General features: G+C 73.2%; 25 protein-coding genes. 15 read left to right on the top strand and 10 right to left on the bottom strand.

The window, feature by feature from the left end; translation table 11 throughout:
* The first annotated feature begins 71 nt into the window (after positions 1-71).
* Positions 72-551, top strand: coding sequence for a methyltransferase family protein (locus tag CGE01nite_RS10310; RefSeq protein ID WP_141370716.1), 480 nt, complete (start codon positions 72-74; stop codon positions 549-551).
* Positions 552-581: 30 nt separating this feature from the next.
* On the opposite strand, the gene CGE01nite_RS10305 is transcribed toward CGE01nite_RS10310, so the two are convergent.
* The 5 genes from CGE01nite_RS10305 to CGE01nite_RS10285 form a co-directional block, all read right to left on the bottom strand.
* Entirely contained in the window at positions 582-1844 is a 1263-nt protein-coding gene (locus tag CGE01nite_RS10305; RefSeq protein ID WP_141370714.1) for a type II toxin-antitoxin system HipA family toxin, read from the bottom strand.
* The gene (locus tag CGE01nite_RS10300; protein ID WP_048342494.1) at positions 1841-2080 is read right to left on the bottom strand and encodes a helix-turn-helix transcriptional regulator; all 240 of its coding nucleotides are present in this window, start codon (positions 2078-2080) and stop codon (positions 1841-1843) included. The genes CGE01nite_RS10305 and CGE01nite_RS10300 overlap by 4 nt, the downstream gene beginning before the upstream one ends.
* Positions 2081-2172: 92 nt before the next feature.
* Positions 2173-3522 carry a M20/M25/M40 family metallo-hydrolase gene (locus CGE01nite_RS10295; RefSeq protein WP_141370712.1) on the bottom strand — a complete coding sequence of 450 codons (1350 nt, stop codon included), beginning with the start codon at positions 3520-3522 and terminating at the stop codon, positions 2173-2175.
* A gap of 12 nt (positions 3523-3534) precedes the next feature.
* Entirely contained in the window at positions 3535-4965 is a 1431-nt protein-coding gene (locus CGE01nite_RS10290; RefSeq protein ID WP_048342496.1) for an anaerobic C4-dicarboxylate transporter family protein, read from the bottom strand.
* 24 nt (positions 4966-4989) lie between these two features.
* A complete protein-coding gene (locus CGE01nite_RS10285) occupies positions 4990-5448 on the bottom strand; it encodes a hypothetical protein (RefSeq protein WP_141370710.1) in 459 nt (152 codons plus the stop codon).
* Positions 5449-5702: 254 nt separating this feature from the next.
* On the opposite strand from CGE01nite_RS10285, the gene CGE01nite_RS10280 reads away from it, so the two are divergent.
* The 9 genes from CGE01nite_RS10280 (at position 5703) to CGE01nite_RS10240 (ending at position 15192) form a co-directional block, all read left to right on the top strand.
* Positions 5703-6500, top strand: a complete 798-nt coding sequence (locus CGE01nite_RS10280; protein ID WP_141370708.1) for a DUF4184 family protein — start codon at positions 5703-5705, stop codon at positions 6498-6500.
* 167 nt (positions 6501-6667) lie between these two features.
* Positions 6668-7771, top strand: a complete 1104-nt coding sequence (locus CGE01nite_RS10275) for a LacI family DNA-binding transcriptional regulator (RefSeq protein WP_141370706.1) — start codon at positions 6668-6670, stop codon at positions 7769-7771.
* A 173-nt stretch (positions 7772-7944) separates the two neighbouring features.
* Complete coding sequence (locus CGE01nite_RS10270) at positions 7945-8694, top strand: cupin domain-containing protein (protein WP_141370704.1); 750 nt, start codon at positions 7945-7947, stop codon at positions 8692-8694.
* Positions 8695-8823: 129 nt separating this feature from the next.
* Positions 8824-9861, top strand: coding sequence for a substrate-binding domain-containing protein (locus tag CGE01nite_RS10265; RefSeq protein ID WP_048342499.1), 1038 nt, complete (start codon positions 8824-8826; stop codon positions 9859-9861).
* A gap of 65 nt (positions 9862-9926) precedes the next feature.
* Positions 9927-11441: a sugar ABC transporter ATP-binding protein gene (locus CGE01nite_RS10260; RefSeq protein ID WP_141370702.1), complete on the top strand. Its 1515-nt coding sequence runs from the start codon at positions 9927-9929 to the stop codon at positions 11439-11441.
* Complete coding sequence (locus CGE01nite_RS10255; protein ID WP_141370700.1) at positions 11434-12477, top strand: ABC transporter permease; 1044 nt, start codon at positions 11434-11436, stop codon at positions 12475-12477. The genes CGE01nite_RS10260 and CGE01nite_RS10255 overlap by 8 nt, the downstream gene beginning before the upstream one ends.
* Positions 12474-13493: an ABC transporter permease gene (locus tag CGE01nite_RS10250; protein WP_141370698.1), complete on the top strand. Its 1020-nt coding sequence runs from the start codon at positions 12474-12476 to the stop codon at positions 13491-13493. Before CGE01nite_RS10255 ends, CGE01nite_RS10250 begins: the two co-directional genes overlap by 4 nt.
* Complete coding sequence (locus CGE01nite_RS10245) at positions 13493-14503, top strand: DUF4432 family protein (protein ID WP_141370696.1); 1011 nt, start codon at positions 13493-13495, stop codon at positions 14501-14503. The genes CGE01nite_RS10250 and CGE01nite_RS10245 overlap by 1 nt, the downstream gene beginning before the upstream one ends.
* 65 nt (positions 14504-14568) lie before the next feature.
* A complete protein-coding gene (locus CGE01nite_RS10240; protein WP_048342502.1) occupies positions 14569-15192 on the top strand; it encodes a DUF1349 domain-containing protein in 624 nt (207 codons plus the stop codon).
* A 32-nt stretch (positions 15193-15224) separates the two neighbouring features.
* Here the strand turns inward: CGE01nite_RS10240 and CGE01nite_RS10235 are convergent, their stop codons facing one another.
* Positions 15225-16181: an SGNH hydrolase domain-containing protein gene (locus tag CGE01nite_RS10235; RefSeq protein ID WP_048342503.1), complete on the bottom strand. Its 957-nt coding sequence runs from the start codon at positions 16179-16181 to the stop codon at positions 15225-15227.
* Between the two features lie 214 nt (positions 16182-16395).
* On the opposite strand from CGE01nite_RS10235, the gene CGE01nite_RS10230 reads away from it, so the two are divergent.
* The 3 genes from CGE01nite_RS10230 to CGE01nite_RS16965 all read left to right on the top strand — a co-directional run bounded on the left by CGE01nite_RS10230 (position 16396) and on the right by CGE01nite_RS16965 (position 18760).
* Positions 16396-18009: a DEAD/DEAH box helicase gene (locus tag CGE01nite_RS10230; protein ID WP_229747262.1), complete on the top strand. Its 1614-nt coding sequence runs from the start codon at positions 16396-16398 to the stop codon at positions 18007-18009.
* Between the two features lie 60 nt (positions 18010-18069).
* Positions 18070-18468: a hypothetical protein gene (locus CGE01nite_RS10225; RefSeq protein WP_141370694.1), complete on the top strand. Its 399-nt coding sequence runs from the start codon at positions 18070-18072 to the stop codon at positions 18466-18468.
* A 148-nt stretch (positions 18469-18616) separates the two neighbouring features.
* On the top strand, positions 18617-18760 hold the full coding sequence (locus tag CGE01nite_RS16965; RefSeq protein WP_156186494.1) for a hypothetical protein: 144 nt from the start codon (positions 18617-18619) through the stop codon (positions 18758-18760).
* Positions 18761-18830: 70 nt separating this feature from the next.
* Here CGE01nite_RS16965 and CGE01nite_RS10220 read toward each other — a convergent pair whose 3' ends face one another.
* A complete protein-coding gene (locus CGE01nite_RS10220; RefSeq protein WP_141370692.1) occupies positions 18831-19415 on the bottom strand; it encodes a TetR family transcriptional regulator in 585 nt (194 codons plus the stop codon).
* Positions 19416-19552: 137 nt separating this feature from the next.
* Between CGE01nite_RS10220 and CGE01nite_RS10215 the strand changes: the two genes are divergently transcribed.
* The gene (locus tag CGE01nite_RS10215; RefSeq protein ID WP_141370690.1) at positions 19553-19762 is read left to right on the top strand and encodes a BldC family transcriptional regulator; all 210 of its coding nucleotides are present in this window, start codon (positions 19553-19555) and stop codon (positions 19760-19762) included.
* 85 nt (positions 19763-19847) lie between these two features.
* Complete coding sequence (locus CGE01nite_RS10210) at positions 19848-20252, top strand: transferase (protein WP_048341187.1); 405 nt, start codon at positions 19848-19850, stop codon at positions 20250-20252.
* A gap of 44 nt (positions 20253-20296) precedes the next feature.
* Here CGE01nite_RS10210 and CGE01nite_RS10205 read toward each other — a convergent pair whose 3' ends face one another.
* From CGE01nite_RS10205 to CGE01nite_RS10195, 3 genes are read right to left on the bottom strand one after another with little or no spacing between them, the layout of a single operon-like run.
* Entirely contained in the window at positions 20297-22279 is a 1983-nt protein-coding gene (locus CGE01nite_RS10205; protein WP_048341188.1) for a hypothetical protein, read from the bottom strand.
* Positions 22257-22952 carry an ABC transporter ATP-binding protein gene (locus CGE01nite_RS10200; RefSeq protein ID WP_048341189.1) on the bottom strand — a complete coding sequence of 232 codons (696 nt, stop codon included), beginning with the start codon at positions 22950-22952 and terminating at the stop codon, positions 22257-22259. Before CGE01nite_RS10200 ends, CGE01nite_RS10205 begins: the two co-directional genes overlap by 23 nt.
* Positions 22952-23248 carry a hypothetical protein gene (locus tag CGE01nite_RS10195; protein WP_141370686.1) on the bottom strand — a complete coding sequence of 99 codons (297 nt, stop codon included), beginning with the start codon at positions 23246-23248 and terminating at the stop codon, positions 22952-22954. Before CGE01nite_RS10195 ends, CGE01nite_RS10200 begins: the two co-directional genes overlap by 1 nt.
* Between the last annotated feature and the right edge of the window lie 340 nt (positions 23249-23588).

Here is a 23588-nt window from a genome sequence, read left to right as displayed (position 1 = left end):
CCCGCGCACGCTCGATCTCATCCTGCGGCGGGCAGGGTGCTCGCGGGTCGCGGGTGCTGCCAGAGTGAGGCATGCCGCGTGCGGGAGTCGTCGAGTTCCGACTGTGGCCGCCGGTCGCGATCGGGGCGCCGCTGCTCGTCGGCTGGCTCGTGACCGCCGTCGCGGGTGACCCGGTGACGCTCGGCGGCTGGCGGGTCGCCGTCGGCTGGGCGCTGGTCGTGGCGTTCGCGGCGTGGAACGGCTGGGCGTTGTGGCTGTTCCGTCGCCACCGCACGGGCCTCCTGCCCGGCCAGGAGACGCGCGCGATGCTCGAGGACGGCCCGTTCGGCATCTCCCGCAACCCGCTGTACGTCGGCCTGCTCGGCCTCTACGTCGGCCTGGCGCTGCTGGTCCCGACGTTCTGGGGACTCGCCCTGTTCCCGGCTGCGGTGCTGCTGGTCCTGTGGGGCGCGATCCTCCCGGAGGAGCGGTTCCTGCACGAGGCCTTCGGCCCGCCGTACGACGACTACCGCCGCCGGGTGCCCCGCTGGCTGGGACCCCGCCGACGCTGACGACCGGGTGAGGCTCGGGCGTCGGCCGCGTCAGAGCGCGTTCGTGACGCGGAGCATGTGCGCGTCGACCGCCGGGAGCAGCCGTCGACGTAGCTCGTTGGCGGCGCCGTCCTCGTCGTCGACGCCCGACAGCGCGCCCCGGATCGCACCCGGGATGGAGTCCGCGAACCAGGCCGCCCGGTCGATCACGTCCTGCGCACTCAACCCGATCTCGTCGGCGAACCGCGTCCATTCTTCGCGGCCGATCCGGTCGATGCGGAACTCGCCTCCGACGCTCATCGACAGGACCCTGTCCGCAGGGCTGTCGTAGGCCAGACCGGTGGCCACGTCGTACAACGGCGCGAGCTCGACCTGCCCGCCCGCGAGCAGGAGTGCGTAGTTGCGGGCGTGGGCGTCTGGGGCGGCGACCACCGTGTTGAAGATGACCGCGTCCACGAACCGCTGCGCGTTGCGCTCCGCCTGGGTCCTGTTCCACGCGCTCTCGCGCAGCAGGTGAAGGATCTCGCGGACACCGGGTCCGCCGTACTCCTCGTACTTCTGCGAACGCCCGAGCGCCTGGCACACGTCCTCCTGGTGGACGCGTGTGAGGCCTGCGGCGTCGCGACGCCGGTCGAACCGCGTGACGATGACGGCGGGTTCAGTCTTGAACTCGACGTAGTCGGTGTCGGCTACGTCGAGCCCACACGCGGCGGCCGCACGCATCGTCACGTGCTCGACGAGCGCCTGGTACGCGAGCTGGCGGATCCCCGGTTTGAGGATGTGGCTGGTCGCCTCCGCACCCTTGGCCTCGAACCATCGTCCGCCCTCCCTGCGGAGGGCGAGCTTGTTCTGGGCTCCGCCGAGCGACCAGTGCTCGCCCGGCATCGTCCAGGAGGTTTCCTCGCTCATGCGGAGGGCGGCGAGGCGCTGCTCGATGTTGCCGTCGGCGACGGGCACGAGCTCACCCGCCCTGTCGATCGTCGCGTCGACGTCGTCGGGGAGGCAGAACTGCACGGCTCCCGCGCAGTCCTTGCCGATGGCTTCCAGCATCGCCAGGACATCGTCGGGATCGGCCCCCGTGTGGCGGGCGATCGCGGCCATGGTGGCGTTGCTCTCAGGCAGAAGCGCTCTGACGAAGGTCAGCACCGCGTCGCCGGCGTGCGACCGGCTGTCGGTCGGCAGCGAGAGCGACAGCGGTGTACGGCCGAGCTCGCGCGCGTCTTCCGTGTAGGTGAGTCGGATCGCTCCGGCGCGGGTGCGCTCGACGTGGCCGACGAGCCGACGCTCCAGGATGACGGCGAGCGTCGGGCTCATTCCTGCTCCCCGAGGTCGTCGCGGATCATGAGGGAGGCATCGAGGGCGTCGAGCACGCGCAGCAGTCTGGCCAGCTCGAGTCCAGGCCGATCGCCGCGCTCGACGTCGATGAGCCATGCTCGCGAGACGTCCGCTGCCTCGGCGAGCTGGGCCTGCGTGAGGCCGCGGTCGTTGCGCAGTCGACGCACGGCCGAGCCCAGCCGTGTGAGTGAGCGGGCGGGGAGGGTGCGCTCCATACGTGTCACAGTACCGTGACGCTGCAGCAATGTCACGGCTGCATGACATTGCTGCAGCGTCATAAGTATGTGACACCGCAGGAGCGGGGGGCCTACGACGAGCGGGCGGCCAGGTTCTGCAGGAGGAGCGCCTGGGCGACGACGAGGTGCTCGATCTCGGACGGGTCGACGCTCTCGTCGCTCGCGTGGATGCGGGACTTCGCGACGTCCTCGGGCCCCCACAGGATGAACTCGGCACCTGGCGAGGCGGTCTGCAGCGTGCGCAGCAGCGGGATGGACGCGCCGGACCCGGCCTCGCCGACGGGCTTGCCGTACGCCTGCTCGAGCGCGTCGCGCGCCGCGGCGTAGGCGGGTCCGTCGGTCGGGCACGTGAACGGGGGAGCGGCCTTGGTGCGGCGGACCTCGACCTGCGCGCCCCACGGCGCGTGCGTCTCGAGGTGGGCGACGAGCGCGTCGAGCTCGGTCTCCGGGTCGGACCCGGGGACGATCCGCATGGACAGCTTGGCGCGCGCCTCGGGGATCAGGACGTTCGACGAGCCCGCGACGCTCGTCATGTCGACGCCGATCGCCGACACCGACGGGTTGCCGTAGAGCCGTTGCCCGATCCCGCCGGTGCCGATGAGCGAGACGCCGTCGACCAGGTCGGCACCCGCACGGAACTGGTCCTCGGTGAGGTCCTCGCCCGTCCAGGGCGTGCGGGAGACGCCCTCGACGGCCACGTCGCCGGCATCGTCGTGCAGGGTCGCGAGCAGGCGCGCGAGGGCGATCATCGCGTCGGGCGTGGGCCCGCCGTAGACGCCCGAGTGCAGCGGGTGCTGGAGCGTCGTGACGGTGACCTCGCAGGCCACGTCGCCGCGCAGCGCGGTGCTGAGCGCGGGCTGGCCGACCTCGAGGTTGCCCATGTCGCACACGACGAACGCGTCGCACGCGAACAGCTCGGGGTGCGCCTCGACGAACGCCTCGAGGTTGCTCTCGGTCTCCTCCATGCCCTCGAGCACGAGCTTGACCGTGCACGGCGGGTGGCCGTCGAACACCTGGAGCGTGCCGAGGTGCGCGACCAGCCCCGACTTGTCGTCGGCCGCACCACGGCCGTAGATGCGCCCGTCGTCCTTGCGGGTCGCGGTCCACGGGTCGCTGGTCCAGCCCTGCTCGGGCGGCGCGGGTTGCACGTCGTAGTGCGCGTAGAGGAGCACCACGGGTGACCCGGGCGGGCCGGGCAGCTCGGCGTAGATCGGCGGGTAGCCGCTCGGGACCTCCATGAAGCGTGCGTCGGTGAAGCCGACCTCGCGGAACAGCTCGAGCGTGCGGTCGGCCATCCGGTGCACCGGCTCGGGCGGGTAGCCCGGGAACGCGACGGACGGGATGGCGACGAGCTCGGCGAGCCGGTCCAGCAGCGACGGCATCAGCGCGGCCGCCCGGGCGGCGACCTCCTCGGTCTGCATGACGTGCTCCTCCTAGTAGAAGATCGCGCCGATCGCGGCGCCGACGAGAACGCTCGTCACGGTCATGACGACCATGGGCAGGAAGAAGCTGTGGTCGAGCAGCTTGGTGCCGAGCTTCGTCGTGCCGGTCAGGTCGAAGTTCGCGGCGGCGATCTGCGTGCCGTTGGCCGGCAGCGTGTAGACGCCGTTCAGCGCGCCCGCCCACATGCCGGTGACGAGCCCGGGGGACAGGCCCGCCGCGAGACCGATCGGCACGATGGTCCGCGTGGCCGTCGACTGGCTCGTCGTGAGCGCGGCCACCAGGAACACGGCGAGCGCGAAGATCACCACGTAGTCGTTCACCCAGCCGCCGATCGTCTCGACGATCACGTCCTGGTGGGCGGTGATGAACGTGGCCGTGAGCCATGCGATGCCGAACAGGGCGATCGCCGCGACCATGCCCGCCTTGAACACCGACATCTCGGGGACGTCGCCGACCTTGGGCCGGCCGAGGAACAGGATCGCGACGCCCACCGCGAACATGACGATGATGATCGTCGTCGTCATGTCGATCGGGACGCTGCCCTCGCCCTCCACCTCGAACGCGGGCCGCAGGTCGGGGAACAGGCCCAGCACGACGATCACGACGACGCCCGCCAGGAACGCGAGCGCGGAGTTGCGCCCGCGCGTCGTGGACCCGGGCAGCGACCCGGCCGAGGCGGCCGATCCGGCCGCGCCGGCCGAGGTGCCCGCGTCGCCGGATGCCGGCGTCGCACTCGTCGCCGGCGCCGCCGACGCCGCGACGAGCTCGGCACGCGACGGCAGGAGCCCCGCCTCGATGCGCGCCTGGACCTCGGGGTCGTCGTCCAGCTCCTTGCCGACCCGGTTCATGACGAGCGCCGTCACGACGATGCCCACCACGCACGCCGGGAACGTCACGGACAGGATCTGCGGCAGGCTGAACCCGAACGGCTCGACGTCGGTCAACGTGAGCATCGCGGCCATCGCCGCCGACACCGGGGACGCCGCGAGCGCCATGCCGGACTGCACGACCGTCACCGTCAGCGGTCGCGACGGCCGGATCCCGTTGCGGTAGGACACGTCGTAGATCACCGGCAGCAGCGGGTACAGGATGTTGCTCGTCCCGGACCCGACCGAGAACAGGAACGCCGTCAGCGGCGCGATCAGCGTGATCTGCTTCGGGTGGTTCTCGATGACCCGCGCGGCGACGCCGACCATCCAGTCGACCCCGCCCGCCGCCTGCATCATCGACGCCGCGGTCACCACGGCCAGGATGATGAGCATCGCAGCGCCCGGCGGCTCACCCGGCGCCTCCTGGAAGACGAACACCAGGATCCCGACGCCCAGACCGCCCCACAGGCCGACCCCGACGCCACCGGCCCGCGTGCCCATCACGATGCACCCGAGCACCACCAACGCCTCGAGAACGAAGACCACGTCCACGCCGCTCCTCCTTCGTCCCGCCCGCTACCCCGCCTCGCACGGGGCGGCGAGGTCCTGCCGCAGGGTCTCGGCCGCGACCAGCACGGCGCCGAGCTGGTCCTCGACGAGCGGGCGCGCGGTGGTCAGCGCGTCGGGGCCTGCGGCGACGACGGTCGCGCGCAGGTCGGCGACCGCCTCGCGCAGCGTCGCGGCGTCCCTGCGCGCCGTCCCGTCCGCCGCCGCGACGGCCTGGGCGGCCTCGGCCTGCAGTGCCTCGAGCGCGGCCCGGGCCTCGTCGGCGGTGACCGTCGCGGGGTCCAGGTCCCGCACGGCCTGCGCAGCGTCACGCAGGCCCTCGACCTGCGCGCACACGTCGGTCGCCCTCGCCTGCTCCGCCTGGGACGCGCACCCGGCCAGCACGAGCCCGAGACCGAGCCCGACGAGCGTCGCACCGCACCGCACCCGACGGGTGCGGGCGAGCACGGCGTGACCCCGAGCCGTCATGACCGCTCCGTCCCCTTGCCCCGCTGCTGCGGGCCCTTGCCATTGTCCGGACGACGACGAACCCGCGACCTCACCCGTGCCGGGTGAGCACCGGCGGCGAGATCCAGGCCGTGCGGCTCGGGCTTGCCGGGTGCGGGACCTGACGTAGGCCGCGCGTGCCCTCGGCCGGGTCAGACCGTGGTCGGACCCGGCAGGGCCCGGATCGATGCTCCAGGACGACGCCGGGCGCCGCGCGCGCCGGTGATCCTGGGCGCATGCCGTTCACGCTGTCGCACGCTGCTGCCGTCCTCCCGCTCGCGCGCGGGCCGCTGGTCCCCGCCGCGCTCGTCGTCGGGGCGATGGCGCCGGACGTGCCGTACTTCGTGAAGCTGCCCCGGTACGCGGGTGCCTGGTACGAGCCGTTCGTCAACGCGACGACGACGCACCACTGGCCCGGTGCGCTGACGGTCGCGGTGCCGACCGCTGCGGTGCTGCTCGCCGTGTGGTGGGTGGTGCGGGCGCCGCTCGTCGCGCTCGTGACCAGGCAGCGGCCCGACGAGGACGGCACCGGCCCCGACGAGCGTGCGGGGCGGCTCGAACGCACCGGGTGGGTCGTCGCGTCGCTGGTGCTCGGCGTCGCGACGCACGTGCTGTGGGACTCGTTCACGCATGGCGACGGGTTCCTGGTCGAGCGGGTCGACGCGCTGCGGGAGCCCGCGTTCGGGGGGATGGACGTCGCGCGCGTGCTGCAGCACGTGAGCACGGTCGTCGGGCTCGTGGTGCTCGCGGTGTGGGCCACGCGGGCGTTCGCGCGGTGGCGTCAGCGCGGGGGTCGGGTCGAGGTGTCGCGCACGAGCGCGGCCGTGCTGGTGGGCGTCGCGGTGCTCGGGCTGGCCGCGGCGGGGCTCGCGGTGGCCCGGGGCGTCGCGCAGGACGAGCCGGTCGAGGCCGTGCTCGTCGGGATCGTCACGACGTCCGGCGCGGCGGTCGTCGGGGCCCTCGTCCTCTACGCCGTGGCGCGTCGGCTCACCGAGGGCGTGCAGGAGCGTGCGACGGACCGCGTCGACGCCTGACCAGCCGACCTGACCTGCCGGCCCGGGTGCGTGGCACGCGGAGAGCCCGTCGTCGGGTCCGGCAGGAGCTCCAGATCGCTGACCTGCGGCGATGCGGCAACGTGGGCACAGGTGGACGCGGGGTAGCATCCGGGCCGTAGCATCACGCCTGCTCTCCGCTCGCGTGGGTGCGGGAGCAGCAGGTCGACGACGACGATGCAGACGGACGGGGGCACGGCGTGCCGAAGGGCGCAGCTTCGAGGACGGACGGCACCGCCCGATCGGTCGGTGTCCGGGACGTCGCTGCGCACGCGGGCGTCTCGCTCGGGACCGTGTCGAACGTGCTCAACAACCCCGACCGCGTGGGCCCGGCGACGCGTGAGCGCGTCGAGTCCGCGATGCGCTCGCTCGGGTTCGTCCCCTCGCGCGCGGCGGGTCAGCTGCGCAGCCGCCGCTCGGAGCTGATCGGGCTCGTCGTGCCGGACGTGGGCAACCCGTTCTGGGCCTCGGTGCTGCGTGGTGTCGAGACCGTGGCGGACGAGGCGGGGCTGACGATGGTCATCGGCTCGACGCACCAGGACCCGGAGCGCCAGGAGCACCTGCTGCGTGTGCTGAAGAGCCAGGGCGTCGACGGGCTGGTGATCGCGCCGATCGTCGACCGCGCCGCGGACTGGGCGCCGTTCGAGGACCGACGGTTCGGCGTGGTGACGCTGGAACGGCAGGGCGCGGACTCGACCGGCGCGTGGGTGAGCCTCGACAACGTCGAGGGTGCGCGGCTCGCGATGTCGCACCTGCTGGACCACGGGCACCGGCGGATCGCGCTCGTCAACGGGCCGGCGTCGGTCTCGTGGTGCGCGGAGCGGCGTGCCGGCGTGGTGCTGGCGCTCGCGGAGCACGGGCTCGAGGCGCGCGACGTGGTGGTGGACGTCGAGGTGTGCGACCTCACGGTCGACGAGGGTGCGGCGGCGATCGCGCCGCTGCTCGACTCGCGCTCGGTGACCGCGGTGATGTGCGTCAACGACATGCTCGCGCTGGGCGCGCTCCTCGCGATGCAGGAGCGGGGCCTGCGGGTGCCGCAGGACGTCGCGCTGATCGGGTACGACGACGCTGACTTCGCCCCGGCGCTGAACCCGTCGCTGAGCACCGTGCGGCAGCCGTCGTTCGAGATGGGGGTCGCCGCGGCGCGCCTGCTGCTGCGCGCGGACGGCCGTGACCCCGGTGAGCACGTGGAGTTCGAGCCGCAGCTCGTGGTGCGGAGCTCGACCGCGCAGGTGACGCCCGCAGGCGTCTGACCTGCGCAGACGCGTCGTGATCCCTTGGTGACAGCGACTGTCACCGAACCGTGACCTCCCCTGCTTGACACCCGGCGACGGCACGGGGCACTCTTGAACCGGTTCAGAGAATGAACCGGTTCAAGCCCCTCTTGCGCCGCGCTCGTCGCGGCGCTCGATCCAATGGAGGATCCGTGACCAGGACGTCCGTGACCCGTCGCGAGTACGACGAGTGGCTCAACGAGGCGGCCAGCCTGGCCCACGCCCTGCGGTACCCGGTCACGCCCGAGATGGTGAACGACAGCGCCGGCATCATCTTCGGGGACGACCAGTATGACGCCTTCGAGAACGGCCTCTGGTCCCGCGAGCCGTACGAGGCGATGGTCATCTTCGAGTCGCTCAACGAGCCCGCCGTCGACGGCCTGCCCGCCGCCGGTGCCGCGCACGCCGAGTACTCGGGCCTCTGCGACAAGCTGATGATCGTCCACCCGGGCAAGTTCTGCCCGCCCCACTTCCACCAGCGCAAGACCGAGAGCTACGAGGTCGTGCTGGGCGAGATGGAGGTCTTCTACTCGCCCGAGCCGGTGCGCGTGGGCGACGAGGACGTGCTCGAGTTCCGCCCGATGCCGGACGGCGAGGCCTGGCCCGAGGGCGTGGCGCTGCCCGCCGGGCGCGAGGACTCCTACTCCCGGCTCACGAGCTACGTGCGGCTGCGCGCGGGCGACCCGAAGTTCGTCATGCACCGCAAGCACCTGCACGCCTTCCGCTGCCCGGCGGACGCGACGACGCCGCTCGTCGTGCGCGAGGTCTCGACGTACAGCCACGAGCCCACCGAGCACGCGCACGACAAGGCCGTGCCGCTGCCCTCGTGGGCGGGCCTGCACGACAACGCGTTCGTCGCCGAGGCCGCCAACACCGGCCGGCTCGCGACCGCGATCGTCTGACGCCGCGACCCCCTTGAGAACCAGGCGTCTCCGCGACCCGGAGCCGCCCCAGCAGGACCTGTCAGGCACCACCCGTTTCAGGCACCACCCGTTCCAGAGCACCCGAACAAGTCAAAGGAGACACCTCTCGTGCGTACCCTCACCCGGGTCATCGGCCTGAGCGCCGCTGCCGCCCTGCTCCTGTCGGCCTGCGCCAGCGGCGCCGACGACACCTCCGACGCCGGCACCACCGGCCCGAAGGACTCCGGCGCGTCGGTCGAGTTCGAGGCCAAGGACCCGCTGAAGATCGGCTACTCGGTCTACGACCTGCAGAACCCGTACTGGCAGTCGTACTCGGCAGGCGTCAAGGCCGGCGCCGACGAGGCCGGCATCGAGGCGATCGTCGTCGACCAGAAGTCGGACCAGAACGCGCAGGTCTCCGGCTCCCTCGACCTGATCAACCAGGGCATCTCGGGCCTCATCGTCACGCCCGTGCAGCCCTCGGCCCTGCCCTCGACGATCGACGCGGCGCACGCTGCCAAGATCCCGGTGGTCATCGCCGACATCGGCACGGCCGGCGACTACGACGGCTACATCCTGTCGAACAACTACAACGGTGGTGAGCTCGCCGCCCAGCACGTGATCGCCGAGCTCGGCGACAAGCCCGGCCCGCACAAGGTCGGCGTCATCGAGCTGCACGCGGGCTCGGTCGTCGGTGAGGAGCGCGTCGCCGGGTTCGTCGACACGATCAAGGCGAACGACGCGTTCGAGATCGTCTCGTCGCTCGACGGCAACGACACGGTCGACGGTGGCTTCGCCGCCGCGCAGGACATGCTCTCGGCCAACCCGGACCTCGCGGTCATCTACGCCGCGAACGACGACTCCGCGATCGGCGCCCAGCGCGCCATGGAGACGGCCGGCAAGTCGGTCGCCGACGGCTTCTACCTGATCGGCTTCGACGGCTCCGACGGCGCGCAGGACCTCATCAAGCAGGGCCTCATGAGCGCGACCGTCGCGCAGGACCCGTTCGGCCAGGGCAAGAAGGCCGTCGAGGCCGTGCTCGCGCTCCTCGAGGGCAAGGACCCGGGCTACGACGACGCCGCGGCCAAGACCGTCTTCTTCCCGGTCGAGCTCGTGACCGCGGAGAACCTGGCGGACTTCCAGGCCTCCCGCGCCTCGCAGAAGTGACCCCCGGTGAGGGCGGGGCCCCACCGGCCCCGCCCTCACCCGTCAACACGTCAGGAGGAACGTCGATGGCGGCACTGCTGCAGGTCGTGGACGTGGTCCAGGAGTACCCCGGGGTGCGGGCGCTCAAGGGCGTCTCGTTGGAGCTGGCGCCCGGGCAGGTGCTCGGGCTGGTCGGCGAGAACGGCGCCGGCAAGAGCACGCTGATCCGTGTGCTGGGCGGCATCGAGCAGGCCGTGAGCGGCTCGGTGCTCGTCAAGGGCACCGAGCGCACGTTCCGCAGCTCGGCCGAGTCGCAGGCCGCGGGCATCAGCGTCGTGAGCCAGGAGTTCCGGCTCGTGCCGCAGCTCTCGGTGGCCGACAACGTGTTCCTCGGGCACGAGCTGACCGGCGTGGGCGTCGTGGACCGGCGCACCACGCGTCGTCGGACCGCCGAGCTGCTCGACCAGCTGGGCCTGGACCTCGACCCCGACCGTCCGGTGTCGTCGCTGACCGTGGGCGACCGCCAGATGGTCGAGATCGCCCGCGCGCTGTCGCGCGAGTTCGACGTCCTCATCATGGACGAGCCGACCGCCGCGCTGAACGGCGCCGAGACCACGCGGCTGCACGAGATCGTGCGGCGCATCGCGGCGCAGGGCAAGGCCGTCGTGTACGTCTCGCACCACCTCGACGAGATCTTCGACATCTGCGCCGACGTGGCCGTGCTGCGTGACGGCGCGCTCGTCGCGCACGCCCCCACCGCCGAGCTCGACGAGGCCCGCCTGGTCGAGCACATGCTCGGCCGCAAGCCGCAGACGTTCGAGCGCGCGGCCGCGACCACCGACGAGGGCACCGCTCGCCTCGAGGTCGTCGGCCTGCGGGTGCCCGGCGTCGCCGAGCCGTTCGACCTCACGGTCCGCGGCGGCGAGATCGTCGGCCTGGCCGGGCTCGTCGGCTCGGGTCGCACCGAGCTCACGCGCGCGCTGTTCGGCGACCTCACCTCGGCCGGCGAGATCCGCGTCGACGGCAAGGCGGTGCGCCTGACCAACCCGCGCGAGGCCGTGCGCTCGGGCGTCTTCATGCTCAGCGAGGACCGCAAGGGCGAGGGCATCCTGCCGCACCTCGACGTCACCGAGAACGCGATGGTCTCGCGCGACCGCTCGACGCTCCCGCTGCTGCGTCGCCTGTTCCCCGTCCCGGCCGACGAGCGTGCGCAGTTCGCCAAGCTCCGCGCCGACATGCGCATCCGCGTCCCGCACGGCCGCCAGTTCATCGGCAACCTCTCGGGCGGCAACCAGCAGAAGGTGCTGCTCGGCCGGGCCCTGCTGTCCGGCTGCTCGGTGCTGCTGCTCAACGAACCGACCCGAGGCGTCGACGTCGGCGCCAAGGTCGACATCTACCAGCTCATCAAGCAGCTCGCGGACGCGGGCGTCGCGGTGGTCGTGTCCAGCTCGGACGCGCCCGAGCTCGCCGCGATCGCCGACCGGTGCGCCGTGTACTTCGCGGGCCGCCGCGTCGCCGAGCTGCGAGGCCGCGACGTGACCGAGGACAACATCGTCGGCGCGTCCGTCGGACAGACCGCGCAGGAGGCGACCCATGCCTGACACGACCCTCGCCGCGACGTCGACGGCGGCCCTCGTCGCCGACGAGCGCGCGCGCTCCGCCGAGCTGGCCCGCCGGGCCGACGCCCGGCGCAACCTGCTGCAGAACGCGGGCGTGATGATCCCGTTCGTCCTGGTGCTCGTCGCCGGGGTCGCGGCCGTCCCGAACTTCGCGTCGGGCTCCAACGTCACCAACATGCTCGTCAACGCGGCGATCCTCGCGATCGTCGGGTACGGCATGACGCTCGTCATCGCGGTGCGCGGGATCGACCTGTCGGTCGGCTCGGCGCAGGCTCTCGCGGCGTGCATCGCGGCGTCCGCCGTGAACTCGGCCGGTCCGCTCGTCGGCGCGGTCGTCGGCATCGCGGTCGGTGCGGGGCTCGGGCTCGTCAACGGCGTGATCGTCACCCGCCTGCGGGTCCCCGGCTTCATCGCGACCCTGTCGACCATGAGCGTGTTCCGCGGGCTCGTCCTGCTGTTCACCGGCGGCGCACCGATCATGATCGCCTCGAGCGGGTTCAAGTCCGTGGCCACCGGCTCGGTGCTCGGCATCCCGGTGCCGTTCCTCATCGCCGTGGTGATCGGCGCGGGTGCGTGGTTCGCGCTCGACCGCATGCGGTTCGGCAAGCACGTCGTCGCCGTCGGGGGCAGCCCCGAGGCGGCGGTCGACACGGGCATCAGCGTCTCGCGCGTCGTGCTCCTGTCCTACCTCGCGGCGGGTGCCGCGGCCGGCATCGGCGGCGTGCTCCTGGCCAGCCAGCTCGGTGTCGTCAACGGGTCGGTCGCGACCGGGCTCGAGCTGCAGGCCATCGCGATCGTCGTCCTGGGCGGCACGAGCATGGCCGGCGGACGCCCGCGGATCATCGGCACGTTCGTCGCCGCGCTCCTGCTGTCGATGATCAACTCCGGGCTCAACCTGCTCAACGTCCCGTCGTTCTACCAGTACGTCGCGCTCGGAGCCCTGCTGGTCTTCGCCCTGAGCATCGACGGTGCGCAGCGAGCGGCGGTCCGCCGCATGCTCGAAGGGAGGCTCTCGTGACCACCACCGTGACGACCCCGTCGGCGGGCGTCCCGTCTGTCGAGCAGGACGCGAGCCCGGGCGTCGGGCAGGTCCTGCGGCAGTTCGCCGGGCGCCAGTACCTCCTCGGTGTGCTCGTCGTGCTCTGCGTGGCGGTCGGGATCGCGCGGCCGTCGTTCTGGGGCTCGGGCAACGTGTCGAACGTGCTGTTCCAGGCGTCGTTCGTCGGCCTGGCGGCCTGCGGCATGACGCTCCTGATCGCCGCGGGCCTGCTCGACCTGTCGGTCGGCGGCGTGATCGCGGTCGCGTCGATCGCCGTGGCGACCGTGCTCCCGCACACGACGATCGGGACGGCGCTGCTGCTGGCGCTCGCGATCGGCGCGGTGCTGGGCCTGGTCAACGGCCTGCTCGTGACGTACGTGAAGATCGCGCCGTTCATCGCGACGCTCGGCACGCTGTACCTGTTCCTCGGGGCCGCGTTCATCTGGACCTCGGGCAAGGTCGTGCCGATCACGTCGAGCAACTACCGCGGCTTCACCACGGGCTCGGTCGGCTCGGTCCCCGTGCCCTTCGTCGTCTTCGTCGTGCTCGCCGTCGCCACCTACCTGCTGCTGCAGCACACGTACTTCGGCCGGACGCTGCGCGCGTTCGGGTCCAACGAGCGCGCTGCGGTCCTCGCCGGGCTGCCCGTGAACCGCACCAAGGTGCTCGTGTTCGTCGTCGCCGGGGTGTGCTTCGCGCTCGCCGGGATCTTCATGGCCGGGCGGCTCTCGTCGGCCGAGGGCAACATGGCCACGGGCTTCGAGATGAACGTCATCGCGGCCGTCGTGGTCGGTGGCACCGCGCTGCGCGGCGGACGCGGCACGGCGTTCGGCACGGTCGTCGGCGCCCTGCTGTTCGCGGTGCTCAACAACGCGCTCAACCTGCTGGGCGTCGCGTCCTACTGGCAGTACGTGCTGACCGGCGCGGTGCTGGTCGCCGCGATCGCGGTGGGTGCGCGCCGGTCGTCGGCGGCCGAGGTGCGGGGTGCCGGCTGATGGGGTTCGGCGCTGACTCGATGCTCGTCGACGAGTCGGTCCGCCGGCTCGTCGGCGCACCCGACCAGCTCGTGTCGGTCGACCGCCTGATCCGCGACGAGGGTCCGGGCCGCGGTGCCCCCGTGCTCGTGGTCCGCAACCCGTCCGGCATCTCCTTCGAGGTGCTGCTCGACCGCGCGCTCGACCTCGGCTGGGCCGACGCGCCCGGCCTGCCGCTCGCGTGGCGCTCGGCCCGCGGGCCCGTCGCCTCGTCGCGGTACGAGCCCCACGGCGCCGGGTGGACCCGCACGTTCGGCGGCGGGCTGCTGTCCACGTGCGGGCTGGCCTCCACGGGCGCGCCGTCCACCGTCGACGGCACGCACCACGGGCTGCACGGCCGCGTCGGGCACATCCCCGCGGAGAACGTGCGCTGGGGCCTGGTCGACGACGACGGCGCGCCGGCCGTCGAGATCACCGGGGACGTCGTCGAGGCCTCGCTGGGCGGCCCGTCGCTGCGGCTGTGGCGCCGGATCGTCGCGAGCGTCGAGCGGCCCGAGCTGCGCGTCGAGGACCTCGTGACCAACGACGGGTTCGTGCCTGCCGGCCACATGTACCGGCACCACCTCAACCTCGGCCACCCGCTCGTCGGACGGGGCACGGTGGTGACGGGGACGGTCGAGCCGTTCGCCGAGCGCGACCGTCCCGGCAAGCGCGGGCTGCCCTGGACGCTCGACATCGCCGAAGGCCCCGCACCCGAGGCGGTCGTGTACTGCCGTCCGTTCCCCGGTCCCACCGCGTGCGTCCTGGTCACCGCGCCGGACGGTCGGGCTGTCGAGATCGAGCAGGCCACCGACGGCTGGCCACTGCTCGTCCTGTGGCGCGACCCCACCCCGGGCGTGAACGTGCTCGGCGTCGAGCCGTCCACGTCGCGTGACGGCGGTCGCGCCCAGGCGGAGCAGGACGACGAGGTCGTCGTCCTGGAGCCCGGTGAGAGCCGGGCCTACCGCACGGTCGTCCGCGTCGTCGAGTGAGCACCCGGCCTGGTCGGTGCCGGATCTCGCCCCGCACACCCGTCAGCTGAGAGAGGATCCATCCCGTGAGCACCCTCGTCGTCCCCGGTGTCCCGCTGCCGCTCGTCCCGTCGTCCGAGTCCACGTGGGAGGTCGACGCCGACGGCCGCCTGCAGGTGACCGCGGCCCCGCTGAGCGACATCTTCGTCGACCCGGGCGCGGGCGACGGACAGGTCAACTCCACGTCCATGCTCAACGCGGGGACGCTCCTGGCCGCCGCACCCGAGGGCGACTTCCAGCTGAGCGCGCACGTGAAGGTGGACTTCGCGGCGACGTTCGACGCGGGCGTCCTGCTGCTGTGGCTCGACGAGACGCACTGGGCCAAGCTCTGCTTCGAGTACTCGCCCGCGGGGGAGGCGATGGTCGTCTCGGTGGTGAACCGGCACGTCGCCGACGACGCCAACGCGTTCGTCGTCCCTCGCCACGACTTCTGGCTGCGCGTCAGCCGGATCGACAACGTCTTCGCGTTCCACGCGTCGCCCGACGGCCAGGTCTGGTCGCTCGTGCGCGTGTTCAGCCTCGAGCGGCCCGGGGTCGCGCTGCGCGTCGGGTTCGAGGCGCAGTCGCCCACGGGCGACGGGTGCGCGGTGACGTTCAGTCGCACGCGGCTGGTCCAGGAGCGCCTGACGGACCTGCGCGACGGCTCCTGACTGCGCTGACCCCGGGGACGCCCGGCCGCGGGCTACCGCGCCCGGGCGTCCCGCAGCGCGACGTCGAGCTTGCTCGAGATCGTCGACGTGATCGTCTTGACGTACGTGTTCGTCAGGTGCGAGCCCTGCCGGTAGGCCAGCACGTCGCCGAACACCGCGCGGCACACCCCGCCGGGGCACAGCGTCGGGCGCAGGTTGATGATGCCGACGCCGCCCGCACGCGCCGCGGCGCGCTGCTGCACCGCGGCGGTCGCGCTCGTCGCGGAGAACGAGCACCGCCACGGGCGGTTCGGGTTCTTCGCGACGCAGGGGTACACGTCGCCCGTCGGCGGGCCCGGGTTGTCGAGCACGACGACGACGGGGATGCCCATCTCCTGCACCGTGCGCCACCGCGAGGCCAGGCCCTGCTCCATCGCCGTCTCGGTGGCCCGCGTCTGCCCGGGCAGCCGCCCCACGCTCATGTACTGGTTGGTGACGACGAGGTCGGGCTGGTGCCGCTCGAGCGCCTTGAGCGCCGAGCGGTTCCACGTGTCGCACGCGGGGTAGGCGGCGCCGCTGCGGTCGATCGACGCGTCGGAGAACGAGCACGCCGACTTCGTCATGATCAGCACGCGCCAGCCGCGCGCCTGGGCGATGCGGATGAACGCGGGCGCGTACATGCCCATCTTCGAGTCGCCCACGAGCGCGATCGTGTGCCGCGCGGTGGTCGTCGCGAACTCGCAGACGACCGCGCGCGTGCTCGCGGCGTCGGCGTGGCAGCGGCGGCCGGCCCACGGTGCGAGCGTCGAGCGCGCGTCGTAGTACCGGGGGTAGTCCTGCGTCGCCCTCGACGGGGTCGGCCGGTAGGTGCGCGTCGCCGCGGCGTCCGCAGCGGGCTCCCCGGTGGCCGCGAAGGAAGGTGCGGCACCCGCTCCGGCGGCGAGCGGCGCGGCCAGCGCTAGGCCGACGCACGCGGTCAGCAGGCGACGAGGAAGGGTTCCGGAGCGCACCCCACCACGATGACGCACCGTGCCGCGTTCCGTCGCATCGGAGGTCGCCACGCGGTCGGAAACGGCCGTGTGAGCAGCGTGACAACGGGTTTTCGCTGGTCATGGGGGAGACTAGGGGTGGCTCTGCGCGGCACATGGACCAGCGCGGGCCCGCGTCCTGGGTGTGAAAGTGCCTGGTGGGCGCCCCCTCGACGCCCGAAAGGCGACACCCTTCGTGACCAGTTTCTCCTCCCTCGGCGTGCCCGAGGTCCTCGTCCGCACGCTCACCGAGCGCGGCATGCCGGACGCCTTCCCCATCCAGACCGCGACGCTGCCGGACACCCTGCGCGGCCGCGACGTGCTCGGCCGTGGCCGGACCGGCTCGGGCAAGACGCTCGCGTTCAGCCTCCCGCTCGTCGCCCGCCTCGCGGGCCTCGTCCCCGGCACGACGATGGTCAAGCACGTGCCGAGCCGCCCCACGGGCCTCGTCCTGGCCCCCACGCGTGAGCTCGCGACGCAGATCGCCGCGACCCTCGAGCCGCTCGCCAAGGCCGCGCGCCTGAGCGTCACGACGATCTTCGGCGGCGTCTCGCAGCGCCCGCAGGAGTCCGCGCTCAAGGGCGGCGTCGACATCGTCGTCGCGTGCCCCGGGCGCCTCGAGGACCTCATGAAGCAGGGCGTCATCTCGCTCGCGGGCGTGCAGGTCACCGTGCTCGACGAGGCCGACCACATGGCCGACCTCGGCTTCCTGCCCGGCGTGAAGCGGATCATGGCGGCGACCGACAAGCGCGGCCAGCGCATGCTCTTCTCCGCGACGCTCGACAACGGCGTGGACAAGCTGGTCGCGGCGTTCCTCAGCGACCCGCTGCGCCACTCGGTGGACACCGACCGCTCGCCGGTCTCCGCCATGACGCACCACGTGCTGACGGTCGCGGACGCCGACGACAAGCGCGACATCGTGCAGCACCTCGCGTCCGGCACCGGCCGCCGCGTGCTGTTCACGCGCACCAAGCACGGCGCCAAGAAGCTGGCCAAGCAGCTCACCACCGCGGGCGTGCCCGCCGTGGACCTGCACGGCAACCTCGGCCAGGGAGCCCGCGAGCGCAACCTCGAGGCGTTCTCCACGGGCGCGGTCAAGGTGCTCGTCGCGACCGACATCGCGGCGCGCGGCATCCACGTCGACGACATCGAGCTCGTCGTGCACGTCGACCCGCCCGCCGAGCACAAGGCGTACCTGCACCGCTCGGGCCGCACCGCGCGCGCCGGCTCCGCTGGTGACGTCGTGACGATCGTGCTCCCCGAGCAGATCTCGGAGGTCCGCACGATGACGCGTCAGGCGGGCATCAAGGCGACCCCGCAGGCCGTGCGCCCCGGCGCCCGCGTGCTCACCGACCTCGTCGGCACGCTCGCGGCGCCCGTCAAGCCCGTCGCCCGCCCGACGACGACCGCGCCGACCGGCCGCCGGCCGCAGACCGCCGGCGCCGCCGCGGCGAGCACCGAGCGTCCCGCCGGGCGTGCGCGCCGTCGCGGGGGCAAGGGTCGCGGCGACGCCGCGGCGCGCAACGGTGCTCCCGCGGCCCAGACCCCGCGCGGGCGTCAGGGCGGCGCACCGGCCACGAGCGGCCAGGCTGCACGGTCCGGTTCTGCCCGATCCGGTTCTGCCCGGTCCGGTTCCGCCGGGGGCGGTGTCGTGTACTCGTCCAGCACGGGCGGCTCGTCGTCGTGGGGCTCGTCGGGCTCGGCGGGCTCGTCCGGCTCGTCGGCCGGCCGCGGCGGCGGTTCGCGTCGTGCCGGTCGCGCCGCGGGTGCGCCGGCCGCGCGTGGCGGGGACCAGCGCCGCCAGGGCTGAACCGCGGTCGCCGGGTAGCCGCCCGTTGTCGTGGCCGCCCGCGGGTGCGAGGGTGACCGCATGGTCTCCCACGCGCCCGCGGCGCCGCAGACGACCGCCGCCCGTCCCGGGTGGGTGCTCGGGCTGTGGGCGCTCGCGGGGCTGTGCCTGTCGTTCGTCGTCAGCGTCCTCGGGGTGTTCCTCGTGCCCGTCGGGCTCGCGCTCGCCGTCGTGCTGGTCGTGCGTCGCCGTGCGTCCGGGTGGCCCGCGGCGCTCGTCGGTGCCGGCCTGCTGCCGCTGTGGGTGGCGTGGGAGAACCGCGCGGGCCCGGGCGAGGCGTGCACGTCGACCGCGACGAGCCAGAGCTGCACCGAGCTGTTCAGCCCGTGGCCGTGGGCGGCGGTCGGCCTCGTCCTCGTCGTGCTGGGCGTGATGCTCGTCGTCCGGACCGGTCCGGCCCGGCGAGACCGCGCGGCCTGACCCGCACCGCCGCACGCCCGCGCGAGACCACCCGACCAGGCGACTCGCCGGTCGCGACGCGCCCTGACGCGCGCAGAGCGGCCTTTGGTCCCAGGCGCCGCCCCGCCGCGCAGGAGTAGGTCTAGGGCATCACAAGGAGGTGATGCCGGTGTTCTCCATCGGGGCGAAGCCGGGTAAGGGCAAGTTCTTGGACGCGTGTGGTCACACCGTCGAGCTCAACGACGACGAGGCGCTCCCGCCGTGCCCGCAGTGCGAGCACAGCGCCGAAGTGAGGTGGTGGAGACTCATCTGAGCCGGCGCCCGCCGCCCGGCGTGACACCCGGCGTCCGGCGAGCGGTTGCTGCGCCGCGCGGTGGCTGAGGTCAGGCGATCGGCCAGACCTCAGCCATCGCCGCGTCGAGCAGCTCGGCCAACGGGCGCTCGCCGTCGCAGGCGACCCACGCCTCGCGCGCCGACTCGAAGCACGCCACGGCGACGGCGGCCTGGATCCTGACGGTCTGCTCGGCCTCGTCCGGCCTGCGCTGCTGGATCGCGGCGACGAAGCCCTCGCGCCAGAGTCGCATCTTGAGCATGTGGCGGCCGTACAGGTGGGGCGTCGTGTACAGCAGGCGCAGCAGGGGGAGCGCGAAGTCGTCGGTGGTCGTGCTCTCGACGAAGGCGTCGAGAGCACGACGGATCGCGATCCAGGTGGGCTCGTCGGCCGGCCTGTCGACGAGCAGCTGCGTGGTGTGCGTGCGCCAGTGCGCCGACAGGCGCTCGAGCACGTCGTCCTTGGTCGAGAAGTACCGGAAGAACGTGCGCTCGGACATCCCGACCGCGACCGCGATCTTCTCCACGGGGGTCTCGTCGAAGCCGTTCGCGATGAAGAGCTCGACCGCCGCGCGCGTCACCTCGTCCTGGACGGCACGGCGCTTGCGGTCTCGCAGCGAGGTCTCCTGGTGGGGCATAGGTCTCACTTTAGAGCAAAGGGGTGCAGATTTCGCCCGTTCGTGTCATATTTGTCAGTGACTGACAGATCGGGACGGCCGGTACACCGTCCCGCCACGACGAGGGCGGTCCGCACGCCGCCCCGGGGGGAGACACCATGACTGACGCACGCCTCGACGAGGCCGAGCTGCTGACCCCGCACGAGGTCGCGAGCCTGTTCGGCGTCGACCCGAAGACCGTCACGCGCTGGGCGCGCGCCGGCCGGCTCACCGCCATCCGCACCCTCGGCGGCCACCGCCGCTACGTGGGCGCCGAGGTCCGCGCTCTCATCGCCCCCCGCACGTCGCCCCGCACCCTGTCCGCGTAAGCGCAGCCTGGGCCCAGCGCCTGCCGCGGCTCTCCGAGCGAGCGGTGGGAACATCGGGCGGGGTCGAATCGTTCTTGTCGACGCCATGAAGAAACGATACGAAGAGCTCGAGACCGAAGACGGCGTGACCGTCCGCTACCGCCGGCACGACAACGGCGGCGGACTCGTGGCGATGGCCGCGACCGTCGATCCCACCACCTATGTCGCCGAGACCGCCTGGGTCGACCCGGGCGCGACGATCGGCGGCGGAGCGCACATCGGGGCCCACGTCTGGGTCGAGCCCGGTGCGGTCGTCGGACCGCACGCGCAGCTCGGCACGCACGTGCACGTCGGGCGCGGCGCCGTGATCGGGTCGGACGCGCGGCTCGCGACGCGCGTCTCGGTCGGAGCCGGCGCGCACGTCGCGGACGACACACGTGTCCCCGCGGAGGCGGTCGTCCCCGCACGGACACAGGTCACCCCCGCGACCAGCCACACGCTCGCCGCCTGAGGCGCCGTGGCGCGGCCTGACCGGCCGTTCGCGGCGCGTGCGCGTCACAGGTCGGCGAGGGACCCCGGCGGTGCCGGGCGACCTCCGGCCACCCACGCCACGGCTGCGACGAGCGCGATCGCGGCGACCGCAGGCAGCACCGCGGCGCCGACGACCGCGGGGTCGAGCATGTCGGCCGTGCCCGCGTAGGCGACGGCGGTCCAGCCACCGAGGACCCCGACGCCCACGCCGACCGCCGTGGTGACCAGCACGGGCGCGGCCATCTGCGTGACCGCGACGACGCGCATGGCCCGCCGCGGCGTGCCGATCGCACCCAGCGCGGCGGTGGTGCGCCGCCGGGACCACCAGACCTCGAGCAGGCACACGACCAACGCGGCGCTCACCAGGCCCGTGCCGACGGCCAGCCCCGCCCGGACCACACCCGTCTGCTCGTCCGCGTAGGCCACCAGGTCGGCGTCGTCCGCGCCCGCCCGCAGCACCAGCTCCGGGAGCAGGCGGTGGATCCGGGACGTGACGGCAGCCGCGGTCTCGTCGGACACCGCGAAGGTCACCCACCCGGCGTCGAGGCCCGTCCACGGTCCGTCGCTCGCGTCCGCGCCCGTGCGCTCGACCGTCGCGACGCTCAGGCCGAGGCCCGCGAGCGCGTCCCGCTGGGCCGCGGTTGTCGTGGACAGGTCGACCTCGATACCCGCCGAGGGTCCGTGCGCGTCGCGGTCGAGCGCGACCAGCAGCCCCGTGCCGTACGCGCTCGTCATCACGAGCACCGCCGCGAGCGCGGCGCACCTTCCCGTCGCGTGCGCGTGCCAGCCCGCGCCGCGCAGCCCGAGCCGGACGTCGGGCCGGGTGGCGCGCGCAGCGAGCCGGTCGGCGAGCCACGTGGTCACCGTGTGGACCGCGTGCGGTGCGGCGACCACGACCGCGAGGGCCGCGGTGCAGCTTGCGACCATCGAGGCCACGACCGCGGAGTCCGGGGCGCCCTGGTCGCCCGGGTGCGACGCGAGTCGGACGCACAGCCACGCCAGGCACGCCGCGGCGGGCACGCCGAGGACGTAGCCGAGCAGCGCGACGCGCGGGCTCGGCAGGCGGTGCTGCCGGGTCCCGCCGGCCTGGGAGCGCATGGTGCGCCGCGCGACGACGAGCACGACGAGCGCGACCGTGACGGTCAGCAGCACCTCGAGGAGCACCGGCACGGCGCCCTGCTCGGGGAACCAGCGCCGGCCGAGCAACCCGCAGGACCCGAGCCAGGGGTGCACGACGCGCGCGGCGGCGACGCCCGCGCACGCGCCCACGACGGCGACGGCCGCCATCTCCCACCCGAAGACCCGCGCGCACCGGCGCGGGCTCATCCCCGCGAGCACGAGCGCACGCGTGCGGGCCACCCGGGCACCCGCACAGGCCCGCACCCCGAGCGCGAGGAGCAGCGCCGCGGGGCACACGACGAGCACGGTGATCTCGGTCGCCCGCACCCTCGCCGGGGTCGAGGACGTGACCACGGGCCCGCCGAACGCGATGACGGGCTCGGCCGGCAGCGGCGGCGAGCCCGCGGGCAGCACCGTCCAGGACACGAGCTCGTCAGGGCCGGTCAGGCCTGCCGCGCCGATGTGCTCGGGTACGACGCCCGGCACGCTCACGTCCGGGTGCTCCAGCAGGGCGCGGCTCAGGGCGGGCGACACGATCGTCTCGCCCGGGCGCGGCCAGCGCACGAGCCCCGGAGGCAGCGGGGCGTCGTCGCGGGTGCCCGTCACGACGGCGTGCGTCCACGGCCGACGCCCGAGACGGTCATCACTGACGAGGACCCGCAGCTCGGACGTCGTGGGTGCACCGGGCCCCGCCACGACGCGCGTGCGCGCCGCGGCGGCCGAGGCCGCGTCCGCGCTCACGCGCGGCACCGTCGTCCCGACGAGCACCCCGAGGACCGCGAGCGCGACCCCGACGGCGAGCACGGTGAGCCGCACGGCCTCCGTGCGCCGGCCCCCGCGCACGAGCCGAAGCGCGAGCCGCAGGTCACCCACCTGCTGCTCCGACACCCGCCGCGACCCGGCCGTCGACGATGCGCACCTGCCGCGCGCAGCGCGCCGCGACCTGCGGGTCGTGCGTGACGAGCACGAGCAGCGAGCCGCACCGCTCGACCTGCTCCAGGAGAAGGTCGAGCACGATCTCGCGGTTGGTGGAGTCGAGCGCGCCCGTGGGCTCGTCCGCCAGCACGACCGACGGTCGGGCGGCGACGGCGCGGGCGACGGCGGCGCGCTGCGCCTGCCCACCGGAGACCTCGCTGGGCCTGCGGCTGGCGCACGTCGTGAGCCCGAGCTGCGCGACGACCTCCGCGACCCGGTCCCGCACACCGCGCCTGCGCATCCCGGCGAGCTCGAGCGGCAGTGCGATGTTCTCCTGGAGGCTGAGCTCCGGCACGAGGCCCGAGGACTGCAGGACGAACCCGACCTCCCGCAGCCGGAGCTCCGCGCGCTCGTCGTCGGACAGGCGGTTCAGGTCGCGACCCGCGACGACGACCCGTCCGCGCGCAGCGGGCTGCAGGCCGCCGAGCGCGTTGAGCAGGGTCGACTTGCCCGCACCGGACGGCCCGGTGACGGCGACCGTGGTCGCAGCCGGCAGCGTGAGGTTCACGGACGACAGCACGGGCTGCCCCCCGAGGTCGACGCACAGGCCCTCGACGACGAGCGCGTTCGTCGCGGGATCGTCCACTAGCGGTTGACCACTCGAGACTTGCACTCGTCCCAGAGGACCTTCTCGTGGCAGAGCTGGAGCGTGAACTGGTCGGCGTAGCGCACGTCGCCCGGGCTCAGGGACTTCGCGAAGTTGACCGTCTCGGTGCCTGACTTGTCCCAGATCGAGACGTAGCCGTAGCCGTCAGACTTGGCCTGCAGGTGCGCGTCTCCCTTGGTCACCGAGAGGGTTCCAGTGATGCGCGTGTAGTACAGGCAGGACCCTTGCACGCAGTCGTGGGCTCCGTAGAAGAAGTTGTAGCTCCCGTTCGTCACGGTTGCACCGGTGACTGAGATGCTGGCGTACGACCCGGAGCTCGCTGCCTGCGCGGCGGCTGCTCCGATTCCCGTCAGCGCAACCGTGGTCAGAATGATGGCGATGTGCCGTCGCATGCTTCCCCCTGTGTTCGGTTGAGGTCTGCGCCCAAGGCGTAGAGCTCGGCTCCAGCGCGCGCAGCTGCGCTGAAACCGGGAGGAACGTAGCAGAACAGGGTCCCCGCTCGGGGGCGCTATGACCAGCAGGTTTGCTGGGAAGAGCTCTGAGCAGGCGCGTCGGTCGGGTGCTTCGGCTCGCCCGACGGGCGCGGCGCTCCTGACCTCCCACGTCGGGTGGGGC

The organism is Cellulomonas gelida, from assembly GCF_006538725.1.
In the GTDB taxonomy this organism is placed as follows: Bacteria; Actinomycetota; Actinomycetes; order Actinomycetales; family Cellulomonadaceae; genus Cellulomonas; species Cellulomonas gelida.
Note: the sequence above shows the minus strand (reverse complement) of the source record. Positions and strands in the feature narration are given on the sequence as shown.